The 320-nt window shown below is 44.4% G+C and carries 1 rRNA gene; it reads right to left on the bottom strand.

The features are described from left to right. Positions 1-259: 259 nt before the first annotated feature. Positions 260-320, bottom strand: a 16S ribosomal RNA gene (locus LGT44_RS08900); the annotation flags it as partial.

Genomic DNA, 320 nt, shown 5'->3' with positions numbered 1-320 from the left:
CCAGATGCCAAGGCATCCACCGTGCACGCTTAGTCACTTGACCATATAACCCCAAACCGTTTCAGTTCTTACAAGCTATGAAGAACAAAACTTTATGGTGTGGAGTTAATTGCTATCGCCAAGCAACTGCAAGTTCGCTTGAGAATCTCAATTCTCATGTATCCTAATTTTTAAAGAACAACACAAAACCACGAGGGTTCGTGTAAAAGCATTTAAGCAATTCGTGTGAGCACTTAACTGAGACGACTGAAGTATCGTTTAAGGAGGTGATCCAGCCCCAGGTTCCCCTAGGGCTACCTTGTTACGACTTCACCCCAGTC

Source organism: Thalassolituus alkanivorans (assembly GCF_020447205.1).
GTDB classification, from domain to species: domain Bacteria; phylum Pseudomonadota; class Gammaproteobacteria; order Pseudomonadales; family Oceanobacteraceae; genus Venatoribacter; species Venatoribacter alkanivorans.
Note: the sequence above shows the minus strand (reverse complement) of the source record. Positions and strands in the feature narration are given on the sequence as shown.